This is a genomic window from Streptomyces sp. NBC_00154 (assembly GCF_026342835.1).
GTDB lineage: Bacteria > Actinomycetota > Actinomycetes > Streptomycetales > Streptomycetaceae > Streptomyces.
Window position 1 is genome coordinate 3855642 of record NZ_JAPEMI010000001.1, and the last position, 19924, is coordinate 3875565.

General features: G+C 70.4%; 15 protein-coding genes and 1 tRNA gene. 6 read left to right on the forward strand and 10 right to left on the reverse strand.

Features of this window, described 5'->3' with window-relative positions; translation table 11 throughout:
- Nucleotides 1-76: 76 nt before the first annotated feature.
- From OHA03_RS17390 to OHA03_RS17410, 5 genes are all read right to left on the reverse strand, one after another.
- Nucleotides 77-664 carry a 50S ribosomal protein L25/general stress protein Ctc gene (locus OHA03_RS17390; RefSeq protein ID WP_267004754.1) on the reverse strand — a complete coding sequence of 196 codons (588 nt, stop codon included), beginning with the start codon at nucleotides 662-664 and terminating at the stop codon, nucleotides 77-79.
- Between the two features lie 182 nt (nucleotides 665-846).
- A complete protein-coding gene (locus OHA03_RS17395) occupies nucleotides 847-1821 on the reverse strand; it encodes a ribose-phosphate diphosphokinase (protein ID WP_267004755.1) in 975 nt (324 codons plus the stop codon).
- 120 nt (nucleotides 1822-1941) lie between these two features.
- On the reverse strand, nucleotides 1942-3390 hold the full coding sequence (glmU, locus tag OHA03_RS17400; protein ID WP_267004756.1) for a bifunctional UDP-N-acetylglucosamine diphosphorylase/glucosamine-1-phosphate N-acetyltransferase GlmU: 1449 nt from the start codon (nucleotides 3388-3390) through the stop codon (nucleotides 1942-1944).
- A 108-nt stretch (nucleotides 3391-3498) separates the two neighbouring features.
- Nucleotides 3499-3570, reverse strand: a tRNA-Gln gene (locus OHA03_RS17405).
- A gap of 10 nt (nucleotides 3571-3580) precedes the next feature.
- Nucleotides 3581-4456 carry a hypothetical protein gene (locus OHA03_RS17410; RefSeq protein ID WP_267004757.1) on the reverse strand — a complete coding sequence of 292 codons (876 nt, stop codon included), beginning with the start codon at nucleotides 4454-4456 and terminating at the stop codon, nucleotides 3581-3583.
- 155 nt (nucleotides 4457-4611) lie between these two features.
- Here OHA03_RS17410 and OHA03_RS17415 point away from each other — a divergent pair, with 155 nt between their 5' ends.
- Entirely contained in the window at nucleotides 4612-5928 is a 1317-nt protein-coding gene (locus OHA03_RS17415) for a sensor histidine kinase (RefSeq protein ID WP_267004758.1), read from the forward strand.
- A 71-nt stretch (nucleotides 5929-5999) separates the two neighbouring features.
- Here OHA03_RS17415 and OHA03_RS17420 read toward each other — a convergent pair whose 3' ends face one another.
- Together OHA03_RS17420 and OHA03_RS17425 are read right to left on the reverse strand one after the other, a co-directional pair.
- On the reverse strand, nucleotides 6000-6554 hold the full coding sequence (locus tag OHA03_RS17420; RefSeq protein WP_267004759.1) for an SUKH-3 domain-containing protein: 555 nt from the start codon (nucleotides 6552-6554) through the stop codon (nucleotides 6000-6002).
- Nucleotides 6555-6564: 10 nt separating this feature from the next.
- Nucleotides 6565-7089, reverse strand: a complete 525-nt coding sequence (locus OHA03_RS17425; protein ID WP_267004760.1) for a YwqJ-related putative deaminase — start codon at nucleotides 7087-7089, stop codon at nucleotides 6565-6567.
- A 289-nt stretch (nucleotides 7090-7378) separates the two neighbouring features.
- On the opposite strand from OHA03_RS17425, the gene OHA03_RS17430 reads away from it, so the two are divergent.
- The 3 genes from OHA03_RS17430 (at nucleotide 7379) to OHA03_RS17440 (ending at nucleotide 11885) form a co-directional block, all read left to right on the forward strand.
- Complete coding sequence (locus tag OHA03_RS17430; RefSeq protein WP_267004761.1) at nucleotides 7379-8356, forward strand: SMI1/KNR4 family protein; 978 nt, start codon at nucleotides 7379-7381, stop codon at nucleotides 8354-8356.
- 5 nt (nucleotides 8357-8361) lie between these two features.
- Nucleotides 8362-10797 (forward strand): SUKH-4 family immunity protein, encoded by a 2436-nt coding sequence (locus OHA03_RS17435; RefSeq protein ID WP_267004762.1) that lies wholly within the window; start codon nucleotides 8362-8364, stop codon nucleotides 10795-10797.
- A 194-nt stretch (nucleotides 10798-10991) separates the two neighbouring features.
- The gene (locus OHA03_RS17440; RefSeq protein WP_267004763.1) at nucleotides 10992-11885 is read left to right on the forward strand and encodes a cellulose-binding protein; all 894 of its coding nucleotides are present in this window, start codon (nucleotides 10992-10994) and stop codon (nucleotides 11883-11885) included.
- Between the two features lie 76 nt (nucleotides 11886-11961).
- Here OHA03_RS17440 and OHA03_RS17445 read toward each other — a convergent pair whose 3' ends face one another.
- The 3 genes from OHA03_RS17445 to OHA03_RS17455 form a co-directional block, all read right to left on the reverse strand.
- Nucleotides 11962-13590, reverse strand: coding sequence for a cation acetate symporter (locus OHA03_RS17445; RefSeq protein ID WP_267004764.1), 1629 nt, complete (start codon nucleotides 13588-13590; stop codon nucleotides 11962-11964).
- A complete protein-coding gene (locus OHA03_RS17450) occupies nucleotides 13587-14084 on the reverse strand; it encodes a DUF485 domain-containing protein (protein WP_267004765.1) in 498 nt (165 codons plus the stop codon). The genes OHA03_RS17445 and OHA03_RS17450 overlap by 4 nt, the downstream gene beginning before the upstream one ends.
- 140 nt (nucleotides 14085-14224) lie before the next feature.
- Complete coding sequence (locus OHA03_RS17455; RefSeq protein ID WP_267008076.1) at nucleotides 14225-15757, reverse strand: MFS transporter; 1533 nt, start codon at nucleotides 15755-15757, stop codon at nucleotides 14225-14227.
- Nucleotides 15758-16271: 514 nt separating this feature from the next.
- Here OHA03_RS17455 and OHA03_RS17460 point away from each other — a divergent pair.
- Nucleotides 16272-17060, forward strand: coding sequence for an ABC transporter ATP-binding protein (locus OHA03_RS17460; RefSeq protein WP_267004766.1), 789 nt, complete (start codon nucleotides 16272-16274; stop codon nucleotides 17058-17060).
- Nucleotides 17057-19642 carry an ABC transporter permease gene (locus OHA03_RS17465; protein WP_267004767.1) on the forward strand — a complete coding sequence of 862 codons (2586 nt, stop codon included), beginning with the start codon at nucleotides 17057-17059 and terminating at the stop codon, nucleotides 19640-19642. Before OHA03_RS17460 ends, OHA03_RS17465 begins: the two co-directional genes overlap by 4 nt.
- The last annotated feature ends 282 nt before the right edge of the window (nucleotides 19643-19924 follow it).

A 19924-nucleotide genomic window follows, 5' to 3' on the forward strand; every position in this document is an offset into this window, starting at 1 on the left:
GCGGACGGGGCGGCGGGTCCCCGAAGAAGGAACCGCCGCCCCGTCAGTGAAGCAGGTGAAGCGTGGAGGGCGAGGCTCAGGCCTCGGTGCCCTCGGCCTCGGCCGACTCGGCAGTCGGCTCCTCGGCCTGCGCGGAGACGACCTGCAGGACGACAGCGTCCTCGTCGCCGGCCAGCACGGAACCGGAGGGCAGCGGGATGTCCTTGGCGAGGATGGAGTCACCGGCGTCGAGGCCCGCGACGGAGACCGTCACGGACTCGGGGATGTGGGTGGCCTCGGCCTCGACGAGCAGGGTGTTCTGCACGTACTCGAGGAGGTTGCCGCCCGGGGCCAGCTCGCCCTCGACGTGCACGGCGATCTCGACGTTGACCTTCTCGCCGCGCTTGACGGTCAGCAGGTCGACGTGCTCGATGTCGCCCTTGAGCGGGTTGCGCTGCACGGCCTTCGGGATGACCAGCGTGTCCTTGCCGTCGATCTCCAGGCCGATCAGGACGTTGGCGGTGCGAAGCGCAAGGAGCAGGTCGTGGGCCGGCAGCGTGACGTGGACCGGCTCGGCGCCGTGGCCGTAGACGACCGCGGGGACCTGGTTGTCACGACGGGCGCGACGGGCGGCACCCTTGCCGAACTCGGTACGGGTCTGGGTGGCGAGCTTGATCTCGGCCATGACTGCACTCCTCGTGGGGTGACGAAAACTGGATGGTCACCCGGCCCACGACAGGCCTGCTACGAAGAGCGCGTCGATAACGGACCGCCGTACCCATGAGTACGGCCTCCCTCGCCGAGCAACTCGCTGAGTCTACCCGGCGGGGAGGCCGCACCCAAAGTGGATCTTTTGCGCAGTGCTGCTTACTGCTCCTCGAAGAGGCTCGTCACCGAACCGTCCTCGAAGACCTCACGCACCGCACGCGCGATCGTCGGCGCGATCGAGAGCACCGTGATCTTGTCGAGCTCCAGCTCGCCCGGGGTCGGCAGGGTGTCCGTGAAGACGAACTCGCTGACCTTCGAGTTCTTCAGCCGGTCCGCGGCCGGGCCGGAGAGCACACCGTGCGTCGCCGTCACTATGACGTCCTCGGCGCCGTGCGCGAACAGGGCGTCGGCGGCGGCACAGATGGTGCCACCGGTGTCGATCATGTCGTCGACCAGGACGCAGACCCGGCCCTTGACGTTACCGACGACCTCGTGGACCGTCACCTGATTGGCGACGTCCTTGTCGCGGCGCTTGTGGACAATCGCCAGCGGGGCGTCCAGGCGGTCGCACCAGCGGTCGGCGACCCGCACACGGCCGGCGTCCGGGGAGACGATCGTCAGCTTCGACCGGTCGACCTTGGCACCGACGTAGTCGGCGAGGATCGGCAGTGCGAAGAGGTGATCGACCGGGCCGTCGAAGAAGCCCTGGATCTGGTCGGTGTGCAGGTCGACGGTGAGGATGCGGTCGGCACCCGCCGTCTTCATCAGGTCGGCGACCAGACGGGCCGAGATCGGCTCGCGGCCACGGTGCTTCTTGTCCTGACGGGCGTAACCGTAGAACGGCACGATCACTGTGATCGAACGGGCCGACGCGCGCTTCAGCGCGTCCAGCATGATCAGCTGCTCCATGATCCACTTGTTGATCGGAGCCGTGTGGCTCTGGATCAGGAAGCAGTCGGCGCCGCGGGCGGACTCCTGGAAGCGGACATAGATCTCACCGTTGGCGAAATCGAAGGCCTTCGTCGGCACGAGGCCGACACCCAGTTGGTGCGCAACCTCCTCGGCCAGCTCGGGGTGGGCGCGGCCGGAGAAGAACATCAGTTTCTTCTCGCCGGTCGTCTTGATCCCGGTCACAGCACAGTCTCCTCAGACGTGTTCCTGGCGCTGCACGCATGTGTCCCGATGTGCAACGAGCCAGCCGAAATGGGGTGAGCATCTATCACGGTACGCCGTGCGCGGCGCACCCGTTTCCGGTCAGCTTTCGCTGTCGGCCTCCTGTGCAGCGGCCTGAGCCGCCTGTGCGGCAGCGCTGCCCGGACGCTTACGGGCCACCCAACCAGCGATATTCCTTTGCTGGCCGCGGGCGACGGCCAGCGAACCGGGCGGCACGTCCTTGGTGATCACCGAGCCGGCGGCGGTGTACACACCGTCCCCGATCGTGACGGGTGCCACAAACATATTGTCCGAACCGGTCCGGCAGTGTGAGCCGATCGTCGTGTGGTGCTTCGCCACACCGTCGTAGTTCACGAAGACGCTCGCGGCACCGATGTTGGTGTGATCGCCGATCGTCGCGTCGCCGACATAGCTCAGGTGCGGCACCTTCGTGCCCTCGCCGACCGTGGCGTTCTTCATCTCCACGTACGTACCGGCCTTGGCCTTCGCGCCGAGCCTGGTGCCGGGACGCAGATACGCGTACGGGCCCACCGTCGAACCCCGGCCGATCTCCGCCCGGTCCGCGACCGAGTTGTCGACGCGCGCGCCCGCGTGGACGGCGGTGTCCGTCAGCCGGGTGTTCGGGCCGACCTCGGCGTCCTCGGCGAGGTGCGTGGTGCCGAGCAGCTGAGTGCCGGGGTGCACGATCGCGTCCGGCTCGTACGTCACCGTGGCGTCGATCACCGTCGTCGCCGGGTCCACGACGGTCACGCCGGCCAGCATCGCCCGCTCCAGCAGCCGCTGGTTCAGCAGGGTGCGGGCCTGGGCGAGCTGCACCCGGTTGTTGATCCCGAGGATCTCGCGGTGGTCGGCCGCGACCGAGGCGCCGACGCGGTGCCCGGCCTCGCGCAGGATGGACAGCACATCGGTGAGGTACTCCTCACCCTGGCTGTTGTCGGTACGGACCTTGCCGAGGGCGTCCGCGAGCAGCCGCCCGTCGAACGCGAAGACGCCGGAGTTGATCTCACGGATCGCGCGCTGGGCGTCGGTGGCGTCCTTGTGCTCGACGATCTCGGTGACCGCGCCGCTGGCGGCATCCCGGACGATCCGGCCGTAGCCCGTGGAGTCCGGGACCTCGGCGGTCAGCACGGTGACGGCGTTGCCATCGGCCGTGTGGGTGGCGGCGAGCGCGGTGAGCGTCTCGCCGGAGAGCAGCGGGGTGTCGCCGCAGACGACGATCACGGTGCCCTCGACGGTGCCGCCCAGCTCTTCGAGACCGACGCGCACGGCGTGGCCGGTGCCGCCCTGGACGGCCTGGTAGGCGGTCCGCACCTGGCTGTCGACGGTGGCGAGATGCGCGGTGACCTGCTCGCTCGCATGACCCACGACCACGACGAGGTGCTCGGGGGCCAGCTCGCGGGCGGCGGTGACGACATGTCCGACGAGCGAACGCCCGGAGATCTCGTGCAGAACCTTGGGAGTCTTCGACTTCATGCGGGTGCCCTCACCCGCTGCGAGGACGACGACGGCTGCCGGGCTGTTGACGCTCACAGATATGCCCCTCGGCTTCGGGTGGTGGACATCCGCAGGATACCGGGGGCGTACGGGGCGGACATGAGTACGGGCCCCGACCGTGATGGTCAGGGCCCGCTCATCAGGCTCCCCCGCCAGGACTCGAACCCGGACAAATAGCACCAAAAGCTACTGTGCTGCCAATTACACCACGGGGGAATAAAGCCAACTAATCAGACATTTCCGTCTGACTGCTGGAACGGCACCCCAACACTATGCCGTACCAAGCCCCTTCCACGCGACGGTAGAGGTCGGCGCTCCTGGATACGTAGATGACCAAGCAGCCTCGGTAGCTCTCTGTGGTGTTCTTCCGGGTCGTCCTCGGGTTGTGTTTCTTCAGGGTCGTCTTCTTGAGTGCGGAAGTGGGGATCCCTGCCAGCTCTGCCCAGAACCGCTCTGCTCCGGGGATGTCTGCCGACTCGTGGATGCTCACCCGCATGCGCATGCGGTCCTGTGTGACTCCCAGCAGGTCGAGCCAGCGCAGGTACAGCTTGATCACGTTCGGATCGCTGTTGATGAACTGGAGGCACTCTCGTCGGCTGTACGTCTTGTCCTTGGCGCCCTCGGCCCAGTAAAGAGTCACGCCGACAAGGAAGAGTTCCCGGTCCGACAGTTCACCCACGGCGTCGCGTGCGAGGCGTTTGGTTTCCGCTCGCTCCTTGTCCCGTGAGGCGCGCAGGTCGACCAGGCCGGCGTTCATGAGAGCAAGGTGTTCCGTGGGTGTGTAGTGAGGCTCCGGCTTGGGCAGATCCCGCACCCACAGCGAGATCGAGCTCTTCGAGCAGCCCAGTTCCACCTGTATCCGGTCATAGGTCATGCCCTGGCGCCTCAGCTCCCGGGCCTTTTCCCGCAGGTCGTCCTTGGCGTTCGGGCGCTTCGTCCACTCCGGGGCGGGCTCACCCTTCACGAGGCGGTGCAGGATCTCGTTGTTGTGGACGTGGAGGCGGTCACGGATCTGCCGGAGGCTCAAGCCCTCACGGCGGAGGGCGACCGCCTGCTTGCGGAGGTCCTCGAAGTCGGCGTATTTGCTGGTGATTTCCGTCACGGGTCAAGCGTTGTCCGGAATGCGGACGTCCGGCTCGAAAGGGTGGCCGATTCGCCATTTCGGGCGATCGTCGATCATTTCGCCCCTGTTCGAACGAGGGACGTGCTGTCCAGGTCGCCCGAAAATGAGATGCGTCCGCCCGTACGCTGGATGCCATGACCGCAACGGGGGAACACCGGGAAGGCGCGGGATCGACCACTCGCGGCTATTGGTGGTGGGAACGACGGCGCAGTGTCGCCCTGGACGTGGGGCTGGCGCTCCTGTCCGCGCTGGAATGCGCGTTGGAAGGGGTGAATTTCGCGGGGGACGCCGGGCTGCCGGTGCCGCTCGGGGTCGTCTTCGGGCTGCTCGCGGGTTCCGTGCTGGTGGTGCGGCGGCGCTGGCCGATCGCCGTGGTGCTGGTCTCGATCGCGACGACGCCCGCCGAGATGGGCTTCCTCATGGGCCTGGTCGGCCTCTACACGCTGGCCGCGTCCGACATACCGCGCAGGATCACCGCGGTGCTGATGGGGATGTCCCTGGTCGGGACGTTCATCGTCACCTACGTACGGCTGCGGCAGAGCGTCTCGGTGCACGCCGGGAACTTCGGTCCCGGCGACTGGTACGTGCCGGTGCTGTCCCTCTTCATGTCGCTGGGGCTGACGGCCCCGCCCGTGCTGTTCGGCCTCTACATAGGGGCGCGGCGCCGGCTGATGGAGAGCTTGCGGGAGCGGGCGGACTCGCTGGAGCGGGAGCTGTCGCTGCTTGCCGACCGGGCGGAGGAGCGGGCCGAGTGGGCGCGTACGGAGGAGCGGACCCGGATCGCGCGGGAGATGCATGACGTGGTCGCGCACCGGGTCAGCCTGATGGTGGTGCATGCCGCGGCCCTGCAGGCCGTCGCTCCGAAGGACCCGGCGAAGGCGGTACGGAACGCGGCGCTGGTCGGTGACATGGGCCGGCAGGCCCTGACCGAACTGCGGGAGATGCTGGGCGTGCTGCGCACGGGTGCTCCGATGACGGCCCGGGGCGCGAGGGTGCCGCTGGCCGCGGTGGGCCAGGCGGCGGCCGCGGCTGCTGCGGCGGCCGCGGAGGACGGGCCTCGGCTGCATGAGGTGGAGGCGCTGGTCGGGCAGTCCCGGGCGGCGGGGATGACGGTGGAGCTGTCGGTGGACGGTGAGGCGCGTCCGTATGCCCCCGAGGTGGAACAGACGGCGTACCGGGTGGTGCAGGAAGCCCTGACGAATGTCCACAAGCATGCGGCGGGTGCGAAGACGTGGGTGCGGCTGGCGCACCGCGGTTCGGAAGTCGCGATGCAGGTGGAGAACGGTCCGACGGACGGCGCGACGGCGGACGCGGGGTTGCCGAGCGGTGGCAACGGTCTGCTGGGGATGCGGGAGCGGGTGCTCGGTCTGGGGGGCGTGTTCGTGTCGGGCCCGACGGATGCGGGGGGCTTCCGGGTTTCGGCGGTGCTGCCGGACCAGCGCACCGTGTGACCGGGCCGGCTCGGCCCTTCGGCCTTGCTTGCCCTCGACAGCCGGACGGACCTGATTGCCCGGAACCCTCCTCAGCCCGAAGTCAGCCGTTCCGGCTGGATCCCCCCGACCAGCATTGCCAGCGCCTCGTCGATGCTCGCGCCCAGGTACCAGTCCCCGGTGTGGTCGATGCTGTACACCCGTCCTTCGGTGTCGATCGCGAGGACGGCTCGTCCGTCGTCTTCCTCGCCGAGTGGGCTGACCTCGGTCTCCAGTGCCCGCCCCAGGTCGCCGAGCGTGCGGGCCAGGTGGAGTCCGCTGAGTGGGTCGATGCGCACCGAGGCCGGTGCGATCTGCCGGCCCGGTGCGGACGCGGTGATGTGCAGGCCGCCGAATTCCGCCCACGCCTCCACGGCCGCCGGGAAGACTGCGTGCTGATGTCCGGCGGGTGAGGTGTGGGCGCGCAGTGCGTCGGCCCATTCCTCCGCCTGCCGGATGTCCCAGCGGCCCGGCTGCCAGCCCGCGGAGCGCAGGGCGGCATCGACGGCGACGGGGAAGCGGGTGGCGGCGGCGCGGTCCGCGTGGGCCGCACGGTCGTCCTGTCCGGGAAGGCCGGGAACGGGGTGGTCGTCGGTTCGGTCGTGCATCGGCGCGCGATCAGCCCTTCTCGGCGGTGGTCGCCGCGCTGGTGGTGGTGAGGTCGACGGGACGTACGCCGAAATGGGCGAGCATCGCCGTACAGGAGCGGCAGGGCGGTGCGTAACTGCCGTGCATCGGGTCGCCGTCCTCGCGGATCCGCCGTGCGGTGAGCCGTGAGTGCTTCAGTGCGCGCCGGGCCTCGCTGCTGGTCAGCGGCTTGCGCTGGGCTCGTTTGGATCGGTCGGCCTCGGCGGCGGTGAGTTGACGGGAGAGCAGTATTGCTTCGGGGCAGCGGCCGGTGAAGCGTTCGCGCTGGCTGCTGGTGAGGGTGTCGAGGAAGTCCTGTACCAGCGGGTGCAGTACGGGTGGCTGGTCGCCTTTGCCGGCCGTGCAGGTCAGTGTCTCGCCGCGGACGGACAGCGCTGCGGCCACGGCCGGCAGGATGCCGTCGCGGCGGTGGAGCAGGCGAGGTTTGCGGCTGGTCTCGGTGCTGCTCCAGCTGAGGCGCGGATCCCCGGATGTGACTGTTTGTGCTGTGTGCATGGTGCGGATGTCCCTCCCGTGCAATCCCCCGAGTTGCGGTGACAGCCTGCCAAATGTGCCAGGTGGTGGGGAAGCTGGGTCGGTGAAACGTGTCTGCGTGTCGCCGAAGGTGGCCTGACCGACGCTCGTCCGTCACTCAGTTGTGACGGTTGGTGATCGAAGCGGAGGGTGGAGCGGGGGTGAAGTGGAGTGGCGAGACCGCCTGTTGCGCCACCGCATAGGCTGTGCCTGGACCGCCCCCATGGGCAGGTCGGTCCTCATCAGACAGACGCAGCAGGGGGCAACCGCCATGACGACAGGTCGGCTCGGGCAGCAAGCCGCGCCACCGAACGCGGCCTACGCCGGGCAGGTCGTGCACTTCCCGGATCCGGTCCGGGCGTCCCGCCACCCCAGGGGTGTGCGCGTGGACGAGAACGGCTGCCCGGTTTTCACGCCGTACGCACGGGCCGCCGCCGAGATCGCGGAGCCTCCGCAGGGCTTCGGCGTCGATGAGCTGCGGCTCACCGACTATGTCTCGGCGAACGCGGCGTTGGCGGCGACCGGTCATGAGTTGTGGGACACGATTCCGCCGGTTGCCACTCCGCACGGCTGGACCTGGCACCACGTGCCGGGCGGCCGTCGGATGGAGCTCGTCCCGGTCGAGGTCAAGGCTCTGCTGCGGCACCACGGTGGTCTCGCCACCACTCCGGTCGACCAGAACAAGCGGGGAACGCGTCCGCTGCAGGAGACCCGGCCCGCGCATTTCCGGCTCCCGAAGGGGGCGGTGGCGGTCAGCGAGCAGCAGATCCTGGGTGTCGAGGAGGATCTCGGTTACCGGCTGCCGGGCGCGTACCGCTCGTTCCTGAAGGCGGCGGGCGGTTCGGCCCCGGTGGGTGCGGCGCTCGACGCGGAGCTGGGTCTCCTGGTCGACCAGCCGTTCTTCACGGTGCGCGAGGAGGCCGCCGTGAACGACCTGGTGTACGTCAACAAGTGCCTGCGGGACCATCTCACCAAGGACTACCTGGGGGTTGGCTTCGTCCAGGGCGGCATCCTCGCGGTGAAGGTCCGTGGCGACGGTGTCGGCTCGGTCTGGTTCTGCGCGTACGACGATGCCAGGGACCGGGACGGCTGGAGTGTGCAGGAGCGCGTGGACCGGTTGCTGTTGCCCTGCGGTGCGGACTTCGACGCCTTCCTGCAGCGGCTGGCGGGCAATCCGCCGGAGCTGGAGACCGTGGCAAACCTGATGGTGGACGGCGGCTTCGCGTACGTCGTCCCGGTGGAGGGGTGAGCGCGATGGTGACCTTCGCGCAGGCGCAGGAGCGCGCGGAAGAGTGGGTCAACGGTGATGTGCCCGCGTACCAGCATCGCGAGGTGCGGGTCCGCGAGTTCGAGCTGGGTTTCGTGGTGTGGGCCGAGGACCGTGCGGAGGGGCCGGTCTCGGACGGCGGCCGTCAGCGGCTGGTGATCGCCCGGGACAGCGGTGAGGCCACGCTGTGGCCCGCGCTGCCGGTGGGTGAGGTGATCCGGCGGTACGAGGAGGAGTACGGCGCACTCGATGCGGCCCCGGCTGCTCCGGAGCCGCCGCAGCGTATCGATCTGAACCAGACGTCGTTCCTGCTGAGCCCCCCGGAGTGGCTCCAGGAAGCGGCGGACAAGCTCGGGATTCCGGATCAGCGGGCGGAGCGGTCCGAGGACGCGCGCCCGGCTTCTCCCCCCGCTCCTTCTCCCTCTCCTTCTCCTGCTGCTCCCGAGGCCGTGGGCGGACTCGGGCTACCGTTCGGCGGGACGCCGTGGTCCGGCGCCGGTGCGCAGGCCGCGTACGAGCCCACTGCTCAGGACGGCGTTCCGGCCGCCGCGCCGAATGTGCCGACGGGGGCCGCCCCGTGGGCGGGGACCGACACCAACGCGGACTCCGACGACGGGGCGGTCGCACTGCCGGCCACCGTGTTCGCGCCGCCGCTCTCGGGTGCCGATGACGACGGCACCCCGCCGCCGGCGGCGTCGGCGGAGGCGCCGACCGCGCTGATGTCCGGCGGCAGCCGGCTGCCGCGGACAGCGGTCGTTCCGGGGCTGCCCCCGCAGGGGCCGGGCGCGCCCGGCCCTGGAGCTCAAGTTCCGGGTGTCCCTGGTGTTCCGGGGAGCGGTGACATCGCGGATGCGGCCACCAGTAAGGCCGTGATGCCTCCGCGCGGTGCGCGCGGGGGCGGTTCGACGACTCCGCCGCCGCCCGGCGCCCCCGGTACGCCGGGGGTCAGGCCGGGTGCGTCGGCGCCGCCGCCCTCGGGCCCGGGTACGCCCGGCGTTCCGGCGGGCGGTTACCTGCCGACGCAGCTCGTCTCGCAGGTCGGCCCGCCCGGTGCGCCCCAGCCGCCCGGCCCGCCCGCGCCTCCCGGTGCGACGCCGCCGCCCGGTGGTGGCTTCGACCACGCCGCGACCATACTTGCCGACCCGAGCGGTATGGGTGGCCCGAGCGCGCCCCGGCCGCCGGGGCCGCCCGGGGCGCCCGGTGTGCCGCAGCCTCCCGGTCCGCCCGCGCCTCCCGGTCCGCCTGGTGCGACACCGCCGCCCGGTGGCGGTGCGCACCATGCCGCCACGATGCTCGCGGGCCCCGGCCAGGCCGGGCCGACCGCGCCGCAGCCGCCCGGTCCGCCCGGAGCCCCCGGTATGCCGCCGGGTGGCGCCCCCGGTCCGGTACCGCCGAATCCGCACACTCCGCCGCCCCCGGCGTACGGCTATCCGCAGGCGCCGGCCGGTCAGCCGACCGTCGGCCCCGGCTACCAGGCGGTCCTGCGCTTCCGCGCGCCCGATGGCAGCGAGCAGCAGCTGATCCGCCGCTCGGCGCCCGGCACCCCGCATCCCGAGTGGCAGATGCTGCATGAGCTGCGGGCCATGAACGTGCCGCCGCAGCAGGTCATCGAGCTGCACACCGAGCTGGAGTCGTGCGAGCTGCCCGGTGGCTACTGTGCGCGCATGATCCGGGAGACCTGGCCGCAGGTACGGATCACCAGCGTCGCCCCGTACGGCACCGATCACGCCAGCCGTCAGCAGGGCATGCAGCATCTGCTCACGCACCAGGGCGAGTTGCACCAGGTCGCGGACGGTCCGGCGCGTCCGGCTCCGGTACGGGCTCCGCTGCCGCAGATGCCGCCCGCGATGCCGATCCCGCCGGAGGCCATCGCGGAGGAGCTGCTGCAGTCCTTCGGGCCGCAGGGTGTGCTCCGTTTCGACCAGCGCGCGGTGTCCCGGCAGGGGGTGCCCGAGGTCGTGGCGCGGACGCTGGTGTGGGCGGGGCTGCCCGCCGATTTCGGGCCGTTCTTCTGGGCGCAGCCGGGTCAGCCGGTGGTGCCGACGCTGGCCGAGCTGGCCGCGCAGCGGCAGGTGCAGCCGGCTGCTGACGCGGGGGCGTACCTCGTCATGGGGTCCGACTTCGGCCGGGCGATCTGTGTCCAGTACGGCACGGCGAACATCGTGGCCGTGCCGGTCGAGGCCGGTCCGGGCGGGCAGCCGGTGCCGCCGCAGTTCGTGAACACCGGGCTGCCGGAGTTCACCCGTTCGATGGCACTCCTGGGCCGGATGTGGCGGCTCCGCTTCGGCCTCAACCCGGAGCAGGCCGGCCGCTGGACAGTCGATTTCCAGGCGCAGCTGGTGGCGCTGGACGCGGCGGCGCTGGCGTCGCCGGAGAGCTGGTGGTCGGTGCTGCTCGAGCAGATGTGGGACGGGCTGATCTGACCTGATCCGACCGGCCGCGTACGAGGCGCCCGGACCCCCGTCGGGGTCCGGGCGCCTCTGTGTCGGTGAACGACCGTCTTGTGACACCCGTCGCTTCCGTCCGAAAAGTACCGAAACGATTCCGACTTCTCTGCCAATTGCCGCATCCTTGACGTATTGCTTGGGGGGTCGGAGAGTCGGAGAAAGGCTTCAGGATGAGTGCTGCACCGGTGTCCGCGCACGGCTTTGTCGTGGTGCGTGGGCGTGGCTACCGCCCGGAGCAGGTGGACGGGACGGTGACCGGCCTGTCGGCGGAGCGGGGCGAGGCCTGGGAGCTGCTGGCCCGGCTGACCGCGCTGGCCGAGGAGCTGGAGGCCGAGTCCGCCCGGCTTGCCGAGGTCGTTGCCACGCTCGCCCCGCAGACGTACGTCTCGCTCGGCGAGCGGGCGCAGGAGATGCTGGCGCTCGCCGAGGCGGAGGCGGAGGCCGTGCGCGGTGCCGCGCTGGAGGAGGCGCAGGCGCTGCGGGACGCGGCGGACGCGGCGGCACGCGCGTTCCGCGGCACGGCCCGCGCGGACTCCGAAGCCATGCGGGCGGCCGCCGGGGCGCACGCCGACGAGACGGTGGTGTCGGCGCAGCGGAGGGCCGACGACATGCTTGCCGCGGCTCTCGAGGACGCCGGAGAGGTACGCGACGAGGCGCAGGCCGCGGTGGCCGAGACGCGCCGCCGCACGGCGGCCGTGCTGGCGAACCAGGAGCAGGAGCACACCGAGCGGTGGAAGGCGGCCGAGCGGGAGCTGGCCGATGCCGAAGCGGCGCAGGCCGCGCACCACGATGCGCTGACCGAGCAGGCGGAGAATCGCCTGGCCGAGGCGCGGCGGGCGCTGGCCGAGGAGGAGGAGGCCGCGCGGCACGGCCAGGAGGACGCGGAGGCGCAGGCCGCGGAGCTGATCGCGGCGGCGCGGGTGCGCGAGGAGCGGGTGGTCCGGGAGACGGAACGGATCCTGCGGGAGCACGAAGAGGGCCGCGAGGAGGTCCAGGCGCACATGACGCACGTACGGAACTCGCTCGCGGCTCTCACCGGGCGTGGGGCTACGGCGGAGAGCTGAGCGTCGCGGGACCGGCGCGGCAGGACAGGACCGGGCGCATGCGCGGTCCGTGGCCCTGAGCGGCTGCGGCCCGGTCCTACCCCGCCCGGCGCGCCGTTGCCGGGGGTGCGCCCGCCAGGATCCACGGCTCCTCGGCCTCGTACAGCCTGCGTTCCTCGGCAGCCGTGTGCCCGCCGAGCACCGTTCCCAGCCAGCCCGCCAGGAAACCGACCGGGATCGACACGAGCCCGGTTGTGGTGAACGGGAACCAGTTGAAGTCGCGTCCGGGGAAGACCGACCCGGGCGAGCCCGAGACCAGATTGGTGCCGGTGATCAGCACCAGCACGGCAACGGTGCCGCCGATGAGGGTGGACAGCAGCCCCGTGCGGGTGAAGCGCCGCCAGAACATGCTGTAGACGAGCGCCGGGGCCAGCGCCGACGCCCCGATGCAGAAGGAGAGCGTCACCAGCGCCTGGACGTTCCAGTGCCGGGCCAGTACGGCGAGCGTGATGGCGACCAGGCCGACACCGACCGCGGCTGCCTGCGCCGTGCCCATCTCGATGCGGTCCGCGACCGGCTCCTTGTCCCGGTCGCGGATCCCGTGCAGCCCGTGGGCGAACAGGTCGTGGGCGAGAGAGTTCGCACAGGCCAGGATCATTCCGGCGACCGAGGCGAGCAGCGTCAGGAAGATGGCTGTCGTCATCATGGTGACAACCAGCGCACCGAGCTCGCCGCTGCCCGCGACCGCGCCGCTGACCTGCAGGATCGAACCGTTTCCCTGCGCTCCGGCGGCCACGATGAGGTTGTGGCCGACCAGTGCCGCCGCACCGAAGCCGATCACGGTGAGCAGCAGGCAGAGACCCACGACCACCGAGACCGCCCAGGAGAGTGAGCGGCGGACGGCCTGTGCGCTGCGGGCGCTCGACATGCGCATGGTGATGTGCGGCAGACAGGCGGCGCCGAGGACCACGGTCAGCTGGGAGCTGACCATGTCGAGCCCGCTGCCGCCGAACTGCAGGCCGGAGTGGAGATACGCCGCCCCGGCGCCGCTGCCCCGCTGGGCGGCTGCGAGCAGGGCACCGGTGGACCAGTCGAAGCGGTTCATGACCAGTGCGGAGATGGTGAGGCAGGCGGCCACGAGGACGACCGTCTTGACGATCTGGATCAGGGCGGTGCCCTTCATCCCGCCGATCGCCGCATAGCTGATCATCACGATGCCGAGGACGATGATCGAGCCGGTACGGAATCCTGAGCTGTCGAAGCCGAGGATGAACGCGAGCAGATCGCCACTGCCTGCCAGCTGCACGACCATCAGCGGAACGAGTGCGGTCAGGGTGACCCCACAGGCGGCGATGCGGACCGCGCGGCCGGGGGCGCGGCGGGTGAGCATGTCGCCCATGGTGAACCGCCCTGCGTTGCGCAGCGGTTCGGCCAGCAGGAACATCAGCAGGACCAGGGAGAGGGCGGTGCTCAGGGCGAGGACGAGCCCGTCGTAGCCGGTGAGGGCGATGACTCCGGTGGTGCCGAAAAGGGTTGCGGCGGAGAGGTAGTCGCCGGCGATGGCGAGGCCGTTGCGTACCGGGGAGAGCGAGCGGTAGCCGGTGTAGAACTCGTCGAGGTCGTCGCGGTCCGGGCCGGTCATCACGCAGAGCAGCAGGGTGACGGTGGCCACGGCGATGAACGCCACCAGGGACATCGTCTGGGCGGACTCGTCGAATCCGTTCATCGGGTCCCTCCTGTTCTGCGGAGTTCGGCGGCGAGCGGGTCGACCGTGCGCCGGGCGGTTCGCTCGTAGAGGGCGATCGCGAGCAGGGTCACCGGGAGTTGGCACAGACCGAGTGCGAGGCCGGTGGTGAGGCCGCCGCCGACGGGGTGGGTCATCAGCCCCGGGGCGAAGCCGGACAGCAGGAGGAAGAGGGTGAAGAAGCCGAGTGCGGTCAGCGTCGCGCCGCGCCGCAGGATGCGGTAGGCGCCGCGCAGACGGCGCAGATCGCTGTGGTGGCCGGGTGCGGGGACGGGCGTGGTGGGCGGGCTCGGCCAGCGGGGCGGGGGAGCGGGTGTGGAGCTCTGCCAGGGGAGGAGGAACGCGGGGTCGTGCGGAGGCTCGTACCGGGGCCGGTGCGTCGGCTGCGGCCGTTGGTGACGGGGTTGGTACGGGGGGCGGTGCGGCGATTGGGGAGGCTGGTGCTCAGGGGAGGGTTGTGCAGGTTCGTACGACATCTGGATGCTGCTCCTTGCACGGCTTCGGGCCCGGGGACGGGCTGCAAGGGAGAAGCGCGGGTGCGCTGCTGGATGCGCGTACGTTACTCGTGAGTAAAGCGACTGGGGAGGGGTTGGTCCGAACTACCTGCGGTAACTCTTCAGTTGTCCAGTCCTGTGTCAATTCCTGAGGCCTTCAGGACCCGGTTTCCGGCATCGCCGCCGGCCTCCTCGGCGCCCTCGGCGAGGATCGGGAAACGGCGCGGCGCCACGAAGACCAGTACCAGAAGAGCCACCGCCGCGGCCGCTGCGGCCCCGAGGTAGACCTGGTCGACGGCCGCGTCGACGGCCCGCCGCAGATAGTCCGCCCCGGCGGCGGAGAGCGCGCCCGGGTCGTCCAGTGCGTGCGAGATCGCATCCAGGTCGCCGGGCAGCCCGGGGACGGGCGCGTCGGCGAGCCGGGACGCGAGGACGCCGTTGGCCACGGCCCCGAAGAGTGCGGCGCCCAGACTCTGGCCGACCTGGCGGCAGAAGAGTACGGAGGCGGTCGTCGTACCGCGTTCGGACCAGCCGACCGTGGACTGGACCCCCACGATCAACGGGAGTTGGAACAGCCCCAGCGCCGCACCCAGCAGCAGCATGATCAGGGCCGGCTGCCACGGCTCGCCGGGATACGGCAGCAGCGGGAAGGACAGCAGGATCAACAGGGTGCCGCTCATGCCGATGATCGCGGTGCGGCGGAACCCGATGCGGTTGTAGACCCGGTTGGACAGGGCCGCCGACACCGGCCAGCTCAGCGTCATCACGGAGAGCACGAAACCGGCGGCGATCGGCCCGAGGCCGAGGACCGACTGGGCGTACGTCGGCAGGAAGACGGTAGGGGCGACCATCAGCAGCCCCATCGCGCCCAGGGCCAGATTGACCGAGGCGATGGTCCGCCGCCGCCACACCCAGCCAGGGATGATCGGGTCGGCGGCGCGTCGCTCGATGACGACGGTCAGTGCGGCGAGCGCGGCGCTCGCGCCCAGCAGGCCGAGCGACGGCGCCGACAGCCAGGGCCAGGCGACACCGCCCTGCACGAGCGCGGTCAGCAGCAGGGCGCCGGTCGCGAAGACGGCGAGGGCGCCCGCCCAGTCGATACGGAGCCGGGGTGCGCCTGCGGCGCGGCGGGCTCGGGACGGTTCATGGAGGTGGCGTACGACCAGCCAGAGCGCGACCGCCCCGATCGGCAGATTGATCAGGAAGATCCAGCGCCAGTCGGCGTACGTCGCGAGCAGCCCGCCGACCACCGGCCCTGCCACGGCGGATGTGGCCCAGACGGTGGACAGTCTGGCCTGGATCCTCGGGCGTTCCTTGAGTGGGTAGAGGTCGGCGGCGATGGTCTGCACCGTGCCCTGCAGCGCGCCGCCGCCGAGCCCCTGGACGACACGGAAGGCGATCAGGGCGGCCATGTTCCAGGCGGCGGCGCACAGGACCGATCCGGCGAGGAAGAGGATGATGCCGGCGATCAGGACCGGCTTGCGGCCGAAGGTGTCGGAGAGCTTGCCGTAGACCGGCAGGGTGACCGTCACGGCCAGCAGGTAGCCGGAGAAGAGCCAGGAGAAGACGGCGAACCCGCCGAGATCGCCGACGATCTGAGGGACCGCGGTGGAGACGATGGTGCCGTCGATCGCGGTCAGGGCCATGCCGAGCATCAGCGCGGCCACGACGCGGCCGCGGCCGTGGCCGCGTCGTGCGGTGGGGGAGGGTGCGGGGGCCGGTCCGGACCCCGACATTGCTTCGGTATCGCCGCCCGCGCCGCCCACAAAGATTCCTTCCCTATGCACGTACTTTCCCGGGGACACTGTCTCACCCGTTGCCGTGCCAGGACACCGGAACAGCCACGGCTGCCCGCGACCGCCCATGGGCGGAGACCCCTGAGATCCGGCTCCACCCATGGGCGGAGACCCCTAGGGGTAGCTCCTTACTTCCGGCCAGGGACGGTTCCTCCCGGCGGAGGACGTGGCGGAGGGGTCCCGTTCCTTAGCGTGTTCCTACACCGCGATTGCGGCTGACCGCAGGGGGCGGGGTGGGGAAAACCCCACCTGAAGACTGCGCTGGGCACCAGCGCGCCGATCGCCGTCAGGCCCCAGACTCAGTACGTACACAACGACGCACTCAGTACGTACACCACGACGTCCAGGCATCGACCGACATAGGAGAATTACCGTGACAACGGCTGTAACCATTCCCAGGCACGGGGGCACTGGAGGGCGTACGGCCGTCGCTGCGCGAGCGCGCCAGGTCGTCAAGGCGTACGGAGCGGGGGAGACCCGGGTCGTCGCGCTCGACCATGTCGATGTGGACATCGCCCGCGGGCAGTTCACGGCGATCATGGGCCCGTCCGGCTCCGGCAAGTCGACGCTGATGCACTGCCTGGCCGGTCTGGACACGGTGACCTCGGGCGAGATCCACCTGGACGAAACCGAGATCACGAAGCTCAAGGACAAGAAGCTCACCCAGCTCCGCCGGGACCGGATCGGCTTCATCTTCCAGGCGTTCAACCTGCTCCCGACGCTCAACGCGCTGGAGAACATCACGCTGCCGATGGACATCGCGGGCCGCAAGCCCGACGCCGACTGGCTGCAGCAGGTCGTGGATACGGTCGGTCTCGCCGAGCGGCTCAAGCACCGCCCCACCGAGCTCTCCGGCGGCCAGCAGCAGCGTGTCGCGGTGGCCCGGGCGCTCGCCGCCCGCCCGGAGATCATCTTTGGTGACGAGCCCACCGGGAACCTGGACTCGCGGGCCGGCGCCGAGGTGCTGACCTTCCTGCGCAAGTCGGTCGACGAGCTGAACCAGACCATCGTCATGGTCACCCACGACCCGGTGGCCGCCTCCTACGCGGACCGGGTGCTGTACCTCGCGGACGGTCGCATCGTCGACGAGATGCACAACCCGACGGCCGACCAGGTCCTCGACCGCATGAAGGACTTCGACGCGCGCGGGCGGACGTCATGACCGTCTGGAAGACCTCGGTGCGCAACTTCTTTGCGCACAAGGGACGGATGGCGCTCTCCGCCGTGGCGGTCCTGCTGTCGGTGGCGTTCGTGTGCGGCACGCTCGTCTTCACCGACACGATGAACACCACGTTCGACAAGCTGTTCGCGGCGACCTCGGCCGATGTCACCGTCAGCCCCAGGACCGCGCAGGGCGCCGACGAGATGCCGCAGAACGGCAGGCCCGTCTCGCTGCCCGCCGCAGCAGTCGAACAGGCCAGGAAGGCGGACGGGGTGAAGACCGCCGAGGGTGCGGTCACCAGCATGTCCGTCACCGTCGTCGACAGCCACGACAAGAACATGGGCTCCTCGACCGGCGCCCCGACGATCGCAGGCAACTGGACGCAGAACGACCTGCGTTCGATGGAGATCACCTCCGGTCACGCACCGCGCGGACCGACCGAGGTCATGGTCGACGCCGACACCGCGGACAAGCACCACCTGAAGATCGGTGACGAGTTGCGCACCATCGCCGTCACCGGCGACATCAGGGCGAAGATCAGCGGTATCGCCTCCTTCAAGGTCACCAACCCGGGTGCGGCCGTCGTCTACCTGGACACCGCCACCGCGCAGGCCAAGCTGCTCGGCAAGCCCGGTGTCTTCACCCACATCTCCGTCACCGCCGAACCCGGTGTCAGTGACACGCAGTTGAAGAAGAACGTCGCCACCGTCCTCGGTGACAGCGCCGCGTACAAGCTCCAGACCCAGCAGGAGGCCGCGGACGCCAACAAGGACTCGATGGGCTCCTTCCTCGACGTGATGAAGTACGCGATGCTCGGCTTCGCCGGGATCGCCTTCCTCGTCGGCATCTTCCTCATCGTCAACACCTTCTCGATGCTGGTGGCCCAGCGCACCCGTGAGATCGGCCTGATGCGGGCCATCGGCTCCAGCCGCCGGCAGGTCAACCGGTCCGTGCTGGTCGAGGCGCTGTTCCTCGGCTCGGTCGGCTCCGTCCTCGGCGTCGGTGCCGGAATCGGTGTCGCCGTCGGCCTGATGAAGCTCATGAACTCCATGGGGATGAACCTGTCCACCGAGGACCTCACGATCGCCTGGACGACTCCGGTGCTCGGGCTGGCGCTCGGCGTCATCGTCACCGTCGTCGCCGCGTACGTCCCGGCCCGCCGGGCCGGGAAGATCTCCCCGATGGCCGCCCTGCGCGACGCCGGCACCCCGGCGGACGGCCGCGCCGGCCGGGTACGGGCCGTGATCGGTCTGGCCCTCACGGCCGCCGGTGCCGCCGCCCTGTACACCGCGGCGCAGGCCGACAGGGCGAGCGACGGATCGCTCTTCCTCGGTGTCGGTGTGGTCTTCACCCTGATCGGCTTCATCGTGATCGGCCCGCTGCTGGCCGGTTTCGTGGTCCGGGTGCTCAGCACAGTGGTGCTGCGGATGTTCGGCCCGGTCGGACGGATGGCGGAGCGCAACGCGCTGCGCAACCCGCGGCGTACCGGAGCGACCGGAGCGGCCCTGATGATCGGCCTGGCGCTGGTCGCCTGCCTCTCCGTCGTCGGCTCGTCGATGGTCGCCTCGGCGACCGAGGAGCTCGACAGGTCGGTCGGCGCGGACTTCATCGTCCAGCCGAGCGGTAACCCGCCCCAGCCGATCGTGCCGCAGGCCGCGAAGGCCCTGGAGGCCGTCCCGGGTATCGAGCACATCACCAACTACAAGTCGGTCAGCGCCAAGCTCACCGCCCCCGACGGAGCGGTCGAGGACGAAGGTGTCGTCGCCGCGGACCCGACGTACAAGGACGACCTGCGCCGCGAGACGGTCTCCGGGAACCTGGCCGACGCCTACGGCAAGGACGCCATGTCGGTCGGCGACGCGTACGCCACCCGACACAAGGTCGAGGTCGGCGACCGGATCACCGTCGCGTTCAGGGACGGCGGGACGGCGAAGCTGAAGGTCGCCGCGATCACCTCGGACGACACGAACGTCGACAAGGGCGCGATGTACACCAACATCACGACCGCCGAGAAGTACGTCCCCGCCGACAAGATGCCGAAGAACATGATCATGTTCGCCAAGGCGCAGGACGGCAAGGAGAAGGAGGCGTACGCCGCCCTCAAGGACGCCCTCGCCCCGTACCCGCAGTACACCGTGCAGAACCAGGCCGACTTCAAGCAGGACCTGAAGGACCAGATCGGCCAGCTGCTGAACATCGTCTACGGTCTGCTGGCGCTCGCGATCATCGTCGCGGTGCTCGGTGTGGTGAACACTCTGGCCCTGTCGGTGGTCGAGCGGACCAGGGAGATCGGCCTGATGCGTGCCATCGGCCTCTCCCGGCGCCAGCTGCGCCGCATGATCCGCCTGGAGTCGGTGGTCATCGCCCTCTTCGGTGCCCTGCTCGGCCTGGGCCTGGGCATGGGCTGGGGCACGGCCGCGCAGAAGCTGCTGGCCCTGGAAGGCCTCGGCGTGCTCGAGATTCCGTGGCCGACGATCCTCACGGTCTTCGTCGGCTCGGCCTTCGTCGGCCTGTTCGCGGCCCTGGTCCCGGCGTTCCGGGCGGGCCGGATGAACGTGCTGAACGCGATCGCCACCGAATAGCGGTCGCGGAGATCCACGTAGGATGACTGGTCCGGCCCCGGGTGTTCCTCCAAACACCCGGGGCCGGATGCGTTGCCGCTGCTCCCCGTGCGGCGCCCCTGCGCGCGGGGGGACGACGTGCCGTCCGACGTCGCCGGCCGGAGCCGGAGGGCGACCGGATCCGGCCCGCCGAGCCGGATTGCGGGCGCGGGTGTCACAGGGGAGTCGTACGCTGGGAACCCCCGGCCCGTGAAACGTGTCGGGCCCTTCGCGTTGCCCCCTGGCAGCAGCCGGCTGCCGGAA

What these genes read in the sequence shown, in the direction of transcription:
- OHA03_RS17390 (WP_267004754.1), bottom strand. Translation starts at nt 664, where the DNA reads ATGGCCGAGATCAAGCTCGCCACCCAGACCCGTACCGAGTTCGGCAAG.
- OHA03_RS17415 (WP_267004758.1), top strand. Translation starts at nt 4,612, where the DNA reads ATGACCGCAACGGGGGAACACCGGGAAGGCGCGGGATCGACCACTCGC.
- OHA03_RS17420 (WP_267004759.1), bottom strand. Translation starts at nt 6,554, where the DNA reads ATGCACGACCGAACCGACGACCACCCCGTTCCCGGCCTTCCCGGACAG.
- OHA03_RS17425 (WP_267004760.1), bottom strand. Translation starts at nt 7,089, where the DNA reads ATGCACACAGCACAAACAGTCACATCCGGGGATCCGCGCCTCAGCTGG.
- OHA03_RS17430 (WP_267004761.1), top strand. Translation starts at nt 7,379, where the DNA reads ATGACGACAGGTCGGCTCGGGCAGCAAGCCGCGCCACCGAACGCGGCC.
- OHA03_RS17435 (WP_267004762.1), top strand. Translation starts at nt 8,362, where the DNA reads ATGGTGACCTTCGCGCAGGCGCAGGAGCGCGCGGAAGAGTGGGTCAAC.
- OHA03_RS17440 (WP_267004763.1), top strand. Translation starts at nt 10,992, where the DNA reads ATGAGTGCTGCACCGGTGTCCGCGCACGGCTTTGTCGTGGTGCGTGGG.
- OHA03_RS17445 (WP_267004764.1), bottom strand. Translation starts at nt 13,590, where the DNA reads ATGAACGGATTCGACGAGTCCGCCCAGACGATGTCCCTGGTGGCGTTC.
- OHA03_RS17450 (WP_267004765.1), bottom strand. Translation starts at nt 14,084, where the DNA reads ATGTCGTACGAACCTGCACAACCCTCCCCTGAGCACCAGCCTCCCCAA.
- OHA03_RS17455 (WP_267008076.1), bottom strand. Translation starts at nt 15,757, where the DNA reads ATGCTCGGCATGGCCCTGACCGCGATCGACGGCACCATCGTCTCCACC.
- OHA03_RS17465 (WP_267004767.1), top strand. Translation starts at nt 17,057, where the DNA reads ATGACCGTCTGGAAGACCTCGGTGCGCAACTTCTTTGCGCACAAGGGA.